This is a genomic window from Pseudomonas sp. 05T35, assembly GCF_056396605.1.
The window spans coordinates 1-8,453 of sequence record NZ_JBFTLU010000175.1 but is presented as its reverse complement, the minus strand read 5'-3'; the positions used below and the strand labels follow the sequence as shown (position 1 = coordinate 8,453).

At 58.9% G+C, this 8,453-nt stretch carries 9 protein-coding genes and 1 pseudogene; 2 read left to right on the top strand and 8 right to left on the bottom strand.

Features of this window, described 5'->3' with window-relative positions; all coding sequences use genetic code 11:
• The 6 genes from AC1DH9_RS15035 to minC form a co-directional block, all read right to left on the bottom strand.
• The coding region (locus AC1DH9_RS15035; RefSeq protein WP_477808361.1) for a zinc-binding metallopeptidase family protein at positions 1-723 on the bottom strand (723 nt) is incomplete at its 3' end.
• 97 nt (positions 724-820) lie between these two features.
• Positions 821-1,921, bottom strand: coding sequence for a hypothetical protein (locus AC1DH9_RS15030; RefSeq protein WP_427541548.1), 1,101 nt, complete (start codon positions 1,919-1,921; stop codon positions 821-823).
• Positions 1,922-1,978: 57 nt separating this feature from the next.
• Positions 1,979-2,614: an RluA family pseudouridine synthase gene (locus tag AC1DH9_RS15025; RefSeq protein ID WP_007940846.1), complete on the bottom strand. Its 636-nt coding sequence runs from the start codon at positions 2,612-2,614 to the stop codon at positions 1,979-1,981.
• Positions 2,615-2,705: 91 nt separating this feature from the next.
• Positions 2,706-2,960 (bottom strand): cell division topological specificity factor MinE, encoded by a 255-nt coding sequence (minE, locus tag AC1DH9_RS15020; protein WP_019693048.1) that lies wholly within the window; start codon positions 2,958-2,960, stop codon positions 2,706-2,708.
• On the bottom strand, positions 2,960-3,772 hold the full coding sequence (minD, locus tag AC1DH9_RS15015; RefSeq protein WP_427530447.1) for a septum site-determining protein MinD: 813 nt from the start codon (positions 3,770-3,772) through the stop codon (positions 2,960-2,962). The genes minE and minD overlap by 1 nt, the downstream gene beginning before the upstream one ends.
• Positions 3,773-3,972: 200 nt before the next feature.
• Positions 3,973-4,710, bottom strand: coding sequence for a septum site-determining protein MinC (gene minC / locus AC1DH9_RS15010; protein ID WP_054598158.1), 738 nt, complete (start codon positions 4,708-4,710; stop codon positions 3,973-3,975).
• A 121-nt stretch (positions 4,711-4,831) separates the two neighbouring features.
• Here minC and AC1DH9_RS15005 point away from each other — a divergent pair, with 121 nt between their 5' ends.
• Positions 4,832-5,764 carry a lipid A biosynthesis lauroyl acyltransferase gene (locus AC1DH9_RS15005; RefSeq protein WP_427541545.1) on the top strand — a complete coding sequence of 311 codons (933 nt, stop codon included), beginning with the start codon at positions 4,832-4,834 and terminating at the stop codon, positions 5,762-5,764.
• Between the two features lie 51 nt (positions 5,765-5,815).
• Positions 5,816-6,988: a patatin-like phospholipase family protein gene (locus tag AC1DH9_RS15000; RefSeq protein WP_427541543.1), complete on the top strand. Its 1,173-nt coding sequence runs from the start codon at positions 5,816-5,818 to the stop codon at positions 6,986-6,988.
• Positions 6,989-7,121: 133 nt separating this feature from the next.
• Here AC1DH9_RS15000 and AC1DH9_RS14995 read toward each other — a convergent pair whose 3' ends face one another.
• On the bottom strand, positions 7,122-7,976 hold the full coding sequence (locus tag AC1DH9_RS14995) for a pirin family protein (RefSeq protein ID WP_427541541.1): 855 nt from the start codon (positions 7,974-7,976) through the stop codon (positions 7,122-7,124).
• A 197-nt stretch (positions 7,977-8,173) separates the two neighbouring features.
• Positions 8,174-8,453: pseudogene (locus AC1DH9_RS14990) on the bottom strand (outer membrane protein OmpK); the annotation flags it as partial.

Here is an 8,453-nt window from a genome sequence, read left to right as displayed (position 1 = left end):
GCATGACAACAGGTTGTCCAGGCGCGCACCGGCAATGAAGTCGCCATGCAGGCCAATGACGGCAGCACTTTGGGTGTCGTAGAAGCTCAGCTCGTAATCAAGCACCACGTCGGCGTTCAGGCCATGTTCCCGGGCCAACTGATCGGTAAGCACGGCGCGGAAGTCCACACGCTCGTCACCGGCAAATTGCGCAAGGATCGGCGGCAGTTCGGTCTGTGCGTTGATCGCCCAGCCCATGTTGGCTTCACGGTTGAGGTGAATGGCCAGGTTGGGAATGGTGGCGATCGGTGCCTTGAAGTCGATCAGCTGGCTTTCGACCTTGCCGTCGCGGCGAAAGGTTACTCGACCGGCCAGCGACAGGTCACGGTCAAACCAGGGGGCGAGCAATGCGCCGCCATAGACTTCGACGCCCAACTGCCAGAAACCCTGACGCTGCAGTTCAGGTTGCGGCTTGACTCGCAGGCATGGGCTATCGGTGTGAGCGCCAACCAGGCGGATGCCATCGTACAGAGGGGAATTGCGCCCCATCTTGATCGCAACGATCGAGGAGTCGTTGCGCGTGACGTAGTAGCGACCATTGGCTTCGGTGGTCCAGGGCTCGCGCTCGTCAAGGCGCTGATAACCCGCCGCTTCCAGGCGCTGAACAAGGCTGGCGGTGGCATGAAATGGGGTAGGGGAGGCCTTGAGGAAGTCGATCAGGCCTTGGTTCAACTCTTCGCGCATAAGTAGCTCCAGACAGCAGTGCCGCGAGTTTAACGTATTGGCTCGCGGCATTGGGCAAGTGCTTTGATGGCACTGTTATGAGGCAGGCTCGCTAGTTCTACTCGGATAGTCGCGTTTGCAGATACGCAATGATTGCTTGCTCATCTTCCGGTTTTGCTGGCTTGGGTAATTGCTTCGGCCAGTGATCCTGGCTCAGTGACAAGAGCTTTCTCTTTTGGCTCTCGTCCCAGCGCAGAATTTCCCGAGACGCGCTTTCCCACCACTCATGTCGACAGACCGCGTAATACGGGTGATTGGGCGCAGCACTTCCATACAGAAGATTGCGAGCGACCTTTCTCAGGCTTCCACGCTTATTGCGCAGTTTCCATTTGATTTGCAGGCGCCTCCAGGCTGAAGGGAACGGTTTGCTGCGAGGGACTTCACGGCAAAGCTCGAGCAGCTGCGGGCGGAACTGTTCGCCATGCCGGGTAAAGAAGTGCTTTTGCATGGCATGAAAGAATCTTTTTTCGGCAAAGTAGTGGTAGATGAACTTCTTCGCCTCCTGCACGGGTTTGTCACGCATGGCGAATGACAGGGCAATTTGTTCGATTGTATGGATATCGAACGAGCCTTGAGTCCATTCGTCGATCAACTTGATCGTCTCTTCCAGCAATGGCGTATCGCTGTCCGTGACGCCGCACAGACCACTGTTGTAAAGCTTGAAACTGTTGTCGGAGCTGATGCCGTGGGCTTGCAGGCACGTGCCGAGCTTCACGTAGTCCGGGCGTTTGCAGACGTAGCTCCAGTCGTACTCGAAACAATCCATCAGATACTGCTGAGGCTGAATTCGTTTGAGGATCAGATTGGGGTTTTCGAGGAACAGCGTGTCGGTATCAACGAACAGGGTTTTTTCCGCCAGCTTCAACCCGGCAGCAATGGCGCAGGCCTTGCGGCGATGGTGGTAACCGTTCTCGCCTTGCCATGAGGTCAAGGTCTGCTGATCCAGGGCCAGGGTTTCAACAGGCCAGCCGGCATAGTCTTCAGGTCTGTCGGTAAAGATCCTGATGCACAGGGACTCGTCTTTTCTGAGCTGCGACAAAGCGGTCAGAATACTGAATTTGGCTTCTCTGCGGTAAACGTCCTGGTCGCCATACACCAGGTACAGCAGCTGTTGCGGCGCTTTTGCCAGAGCGGTTGAGTCGGGGGCTTTATGCGTCACCGGGTTCCATGTCCTTACGATTGTCGATGGCTGCTGCGACGGGCTGCTCACGAGTGTTCAAAACGGTGCCGGGCACTCGAAGCGCAAGCGTTCGCCACTTTGCGGGTGGGTGAAGCTGAGCATGCTGGCGTGCAGGCACAGGCGCGGCCAGGCAGCCAGGGCTTGCGGGTGAGCGTAAAGCCCGTCACCCAGCAACGGATGGCCGATGGAGAGCATGTGCACGCGCAACTGATGCGAGCGGCCGGTAATCGGCGTCAGTTCCACCCGGCACCAATCGCCGCAACGCTCCAGCACGCGCCAGAAGGTCAGCGCATGCTTGCCGAATTCATGGTCCACTACGTGGCGAGGTTTGGTCGGCGGGTCGTAGCGCAACGGCAGATCAATGCTGCCGCTGTCCAGTTCCGGTTGGCCCCAGCACAGTGCGGTGTAGGCTTTTTCGGTTTCGCGGTCGTGAAACTGTCGAGACAGCTCGCGATGGGTATCGGGATCGCGGGCCAGCAGGATGATTCCGGAGGTTTCCCAGTCCAGTCGATGGACGATGCGCGCTTCCGGGTAGCCGTTTTCTTGCAGGCGGGTGATCAGGCAGTCCTTGTTGTCATCGGCGCGACCAGGCACGGAGAGCAGCAAGGTAGGCTTGTCCACCACCAGTACGGCGGCGTCCTGATGGATGATGCGGATATTCGACAGCGGCATTAAAACAGCCTCGTAACAAACGCCAACGGCGGCTCAGGTCCTCTCCGTTGCTGGAAAGGACCTGAGCCGCCGTGGCTCCAGCCGGATCGACTCAGCGATCAGGCAGGGTGATATTGAGTTCCAGAATCGAGCAGCTGCCCTGGTTTTCCAGWGCGACGTGCACGTCATCGGACCCGATATTGACGTACTTGCGAATTACCTCGACCAGTTCCTTCTGCAAGGCCGGCAAGTAATCAGGGGTACTGCGTTGGCCGCGTTCATGCGCCACGATGATCTGTAGACGCTCTTTCGCTACCGACGCGGTGCTTACTTTCTTGTTGGCACGAAAGAAGTCAAAAAGATTCATTATCTACCTCCAAACAGGCGCTCGAAGAATCCCTTCTTCTCAACGTCAAGGAACCGGTGTGGCACGGTTTTGCCCAGCAGACGATCGACGGCATCGCTGTACGCCTGACCGGCGTCGCTCTGGTCGTCGAGAATCACTGGCACGCCTTGGTTGGAAGCTTTAAGTACGGCTTGCGACTCTGGAATCACGCCCAGCAGGGTGACCGCCAGAATTTCCTTGACGTCTTCGACGCCGAGCATTTCGCCGTTGCTTACGCGCTCTGGGTTGTAGCGGGTCAGCAGCAGGTGTTCCTTGATCGGGTCTTCGCCGTTTTCGGCGCGACGCGACTTGCTCGCCAGCAGGCCGAGCATGCGGTCCGAGTCACGAACCGAGGAGACTTCCGGGTTGGTCACGACAATCGCTTCATCCGCGAAGTACATGGCCAGGTGAGCGCCTTTCTCGATGCCCGCCGGAGAATCGCAGACCACGAATTCGAAGTCTTCCTTGAGCTGCATCAGGACCTTTTCCACGCCTTCCTGGGTCAGCGCGTCTTTGTCGCGGGTCTGACTGGCGGCCAGCACGTAGAGGTTTTCCAGGCGCTTGTCTTTGATCAGGGCTTGCTGCAGGTTGGCTTCGCCGTTGACCACGTTGACGAAGTCATACACCACGCGGCGCTCGCAACCCATGATCAGATCGAGGTTACGCAGGCCGACGTCGAAGTCGACGATGACTGTTTTGTGACCGCGCAAAGCGAGGCCGGTACCGATAGCGGCGCTGGTGGTGGTCTTACCCACACCACCCTTGCCGGATGTAACCACGAGAATCTTGGCCAAGGTGTTTCACCCCTAAGGAAAAAGGACTTTTAGCCCCTGAAAAACATCTCCTGAAAACTACTGCAGTCGGACAGCCTTGGCTGGAATCCGGTGTTGGGCGGGGTTTACCTCGGGTAAACGCTGCCTTGCGCCATTTTCCTACTTCGTTTGAGCCGTTTTCGCTACGTTTTAGAGATGCTTGGAAAATGCGGCAGTATCCGTTAAAGCCGAATGATGTTCAACACGTCACCCGACAGGCTGACTTGTACACCKGCCCCCCACAGCGGATCGCGGCGCAGATCTTCGGAAACCTTGTAGTGACCGGCGATGGAGAGTAGTTCAGCGCTCAATTGCTGACAGAAAATCCGTGCCTTGGAGTCACCCTTTACACCGGCCAGCGCGCGACCGCGCATCGGTCCGTATACATGGATGTTGCCATCGGCGAGAAGTTCCGCCCCCGGGCTGACCGAGGAAACCACTACCAAATCGCCACCTTGGGCATAAATCTGCTGGCCACCACGTACTGGCGAAGTGATTATTCGGGTTGGCTTGATGGTCGGCTCAGGCGGCTTTTCCGGCTTTTTCCTGACTTCGCCTTCGTGCGGGTCAAGTGCACGCTCGCGTGCGCCAGACGGCGGCAGCACCGGCAGGTCGACGGCAATGGCAGCGGCGATGTCTTCGATGCGACTGGCGCGGATGGCCAGCGTGCGCAAGCCGTGGTGGCGGCAAACACGCATCAGCGCAGGCAGGTCGACCGCGCCTTCAGTGGCCGGGAGTTTGTCCAGGGCCAGCACCAGCGGCGCATTGCTGAAAAAATTAGGCGCCAGGGCGACCTTCGCAGCCAGCTGTCGGTCAAGGCTTTCAAGGTCATTGCGGGCCAGTTCCAGCACCGTAATGGCGAGCATGCTGCCCTTCAACTGGAACACGGGATCTTGGTCTAGCGGTTCGGTTTGGCTCATGGTCGGCATAAAACGGCTTGTCACTAAAAGTGCCGAGACTTATAACGAGAACGCCCGTAAGCCGCAAGCCGGGTCGAACCGATGTAGAATGCGCGGCCTTGTTGTCTGTCCGGAATCGTTAATGGATCGCCCGCAATTTCGAGCTGCATTTTTTCATCCGCGTTTTTGGCTGCTATGGTGCGGTCTAGGGCTGTTGTGGCTGGTCGTTCAGTTGCCGTATCCGCTGCTGCTGCGCATTGGTCGCCTGCTGGGTAGCGGGATGTATCGGGTTGCCACCGATCGTCGGAGTATCGCCAAACGCAACCTGGAACTGTGTTTCCCGGAAAAAACACCTGCCGAGCGCAAGCGTCTGCTCAAGGAAAACTTCGCCTCGACCGGGATTGCCTTCTTCGAGATGGCCATGAGCTGGTGGTGGTCCAGCGCGCGCCTGGCACGCCTGGCCCATGTCGAAGGCCTGGAGCACCTCAAACAGGCTCAACGCGACGGCAAGGGTGTGATCCTGATGGCGTTGCACTTCACCACGCTGGAAATCGGCGCGGCGTTGCTCGGCCAGCAGCACACCATCGACGGCATGTACCGCGAACATAAAAACCCGCTGTTCGATTTCATTCAGCGGCGTGGTCGCGAGCGGCATAACCTCGACTCGCTGGCGGTAGAGCGCGATGACGTACGCGGCATGCTCAAGTTGCTGCGCGCTGGCCGGGCCATCTGGTACGCACCGGACCAGGACTACGGCGCCAAGCAAAGTATCTTCGTGCCGTTGTTCGGCATTATGGCCGCAACCGTTCCCGCTACCAGCAAGTTTGCCAAGCTGGGCAAGGCGCTGGTGGTGCCGTTCACCCAGGAACGCCTGGCCGATGGCAGTGGCTACCGCCTGGTGATCCATGCGCCGCTGAACGACTTTCCGGGTGAAAGCGACGAAGCTGACTGCATCCGGATCAACCAGTGGGTTGAACGTTGCGTGCGCGATTGTCCCGAGCAATACCTCTGGACCCATCGACGCTTCAAGAGTCGTCCGCCCGGCGAACCGAAATTGTATGCCAAGCGCGGTTAAATCCATTTCGTCAGACTAGATTGAAAGGCCCAGGCACCATGGAGCGTTGCGATGAGTTCAACTGAGCCGGTTACAGGTTTGATTCTTTCCGGCGGCGGGGCTCGGGCGGCGTATCAGGTCGGGGTATTGGCGGCGATAGCCGAGCTGCTGCCGGCAGGTTCCGCCAATCCGTTTCCGGTGATCGTCGGTACTTCGGCCGGGGCGATCAATGCGGTAAGCCTGGCCAGCGGGGCGACGGACTTTACCGCGGCCATCCAGCGGTTGACCGCGTTCTGGCAGGGCTTTCGCAGCGACCTGGTGCTGCGCAGCGATTGGCCGGGAGTCATCAGCCAGGCCACTCGGTTTGTMAGTCACAGCCTGTTGGGGATCGGCGCAAAAGTACCGGTGGCGCTGGTCAACAGTTCCCCGCTGCGCGATCTGTTGAACGATAACCTGCACCTGTCCGGCATCAATGAATCCATTGCACAAAAACAACTGCATGCGGTGGCCGTGACTGCGTTCGGTTATGAGTCCGGGCAAGCCGTGACCTTTTATCAGGGGGGCCGGAGTATCGATGCCTGGTTGCGCCATCGGCGTATCGGCATGCCGACTCAATTGACGGTCGACCATTTGCTCGCCAGTTCGGCGATCCCGTTGTTGTTTGCGCCGGTGAAGATCGGCAACGAGTACTTCGGCGATGGTGCGGTGCGGCAGTCGGCGCCGATCAGCCCGGCCCTGCACCTGGGGGCGAGCAGGGTGCTGGTGGTGGGCGTCAGTGGTAACCCGCGCGGCGTTGACCCCGATAATCCGTTGCAGCGCACCTACACCGGTCAGCAACCCTCGTTGGCGCAGATTGGCGGGCACCTGCTCAACAGTACGTTCATTGACAGCCTCGAGAGTGACATCGAGCTGTTGCAACGCTTGAACCAGTTCAGTCACTTGTTACCAGCGAGTACCGCAGCACACAGCCTCGGTGTTGCACCGGTGGACGTGTTGGTGATTGCTCCGAGTCAGCCGATCGATGAAATCGCCGCACGGCATCGGCAAGAGCTGCCAGCCGCGTTGCGACTGTTCTTGCGCGGACCGGGTGCGACCAGGACCAGCGGGGCCGGGGTGTTGAGTTATCTGCTGTTCGAGGCAGGGTATTGCAGCGAGTTGATCGAGCTTGGCCGCCGCGATGCCTTGGCCAAGCGCGAAGAGTTGTGCCGGTTCCTGGGGTTGGAAGAGCCTGTAATCCCGGCTTGAAAACTGTGGCGCGGCCATCGCGAGCAGGCTCGCTCCCACAGGAGATCGTCGTCGACACAAATATTGTGTGCACTGAGGATCAAATGTGGGAGCGAGCCTGCTCGCGATGGCTCCGTTGCAGACGATGCAAAACTCAGGCGGTCAACCGATCATCGCGAAAATCACGCAACGCCTGTTCGATCTCCTCCCGGGTATTCATCACGAACGGCCCGTACTGCACGATCGGCTCACCCAGCGGTTTACCGGCGATCAACAGCACTCTGGCCCCGGACTCGCTACTCAGTTGCAACTCGCCTTCATCCGACAAACGGACCAGTTTGCTGACGCCGACACTCTGGGTTTGCCCCGGCAATTCAACGCTGCCGTCATACACATAGAGCAGTGCCCGATGCCCATCCGGCAGTTTCGGTGTGATGCTGGTGCCGGCCGGTAGATGGAAATCAAAGTAATACGGTTCGGTGTCTGGCCGTTGTACCGCACCGGTTTGCTTGACGGTGCCGTCGTCGAACAGACCGGCGATCACCACCACCTCGACGCCTTGCGCGGTTTTCAGCCGTGGAATGTCCGCTGGCTGAATATCCCGATAGCTGGCCGGATCGAGCTTGTGCTTGCCTGGCAGGTTCAGCCATAGCTGGAAGCCGCGCATCACGCCTTCTTCCTGCTCCGGCATTTCGCTGTGGATGATGCCCTTGGCGGCAGTCATCCATTGCACGCCACCGCCTTCCAGCAAACCGACGTTACCCAGATGGTCCTCATGGCGCATGCGCCCTTCGAGCATGTAGGTCACGGTTTCGAAGCCGCGGTGCGGGTGGGGGGGGAAACCGGCAATGTAGTCGTCGGGATTTTCCGAGCCRAATTCGTCGAGCATCAGGAACGGGTCGAAGCGTTCGACACCAGCCCCCCCAAATACCCGGGTCAGCTTGACCCCGGCGCCATCGGACGCGGGTTGGCCGGTATGCAGGCTAAGCACTTTGCGAAATTGAGTCATCGGTGCAACTCCTCGATCAGAGTGGAATGGCGCCATGCTATGCCAGACGGACTGATCAATGGTTGCGAATTTTGCGGGGGTTTAATCGGGAAGTTCGATGTGTTGGCGGCAAAGCAAAAGACCGCAGCCGGCGCCGGCCCCTACACTCGATGCGCTTATGTAGGAGCTGGCGAAGCCTGCGATCTTTCAACCCTGGATCAGAAGTGGTACTTCACCAACAAGCTCGTGGCGCTCTGATTGGTGGTGAAGTCCTTCGTGTCTTCGATGGCGTACTTGTTCTTCCAGTAATCGTACTCGACACCGACGTACAGCTGCTTCTCGCCCCAGTGCAAGGCTTTGCCCAGGTCATACTTGATCTGCGGGTTGAAGTGCAGGTTGGCGTGGTAGGTGCCTTGGCTGTTCTTGTCGTTGTCGACCACCCAGTCCATGAACCCGTCGATCAGCACGCTGGAGCTGCCCACCGGGATGGTGTAGGAC

What these genes read in the sequence shown, in the direction of transcription:
- AC1DH9_RS15025 (WP_007940846.1), bottom strand. Translation starts at nt 2,614, where the DNA reads ATGCCGCTGTCGAATATCCGCATCATCCATCAGGACGCCGCCGTACTG.
- AC1DH9_RS15005 (WP_427541545.1), top strand. Translation starts at nt 4,832, where the DNA reads ATGGATCGCCCGCAATTTCGAGCTGCATTTTTTCATCCGCGTTTTTGG.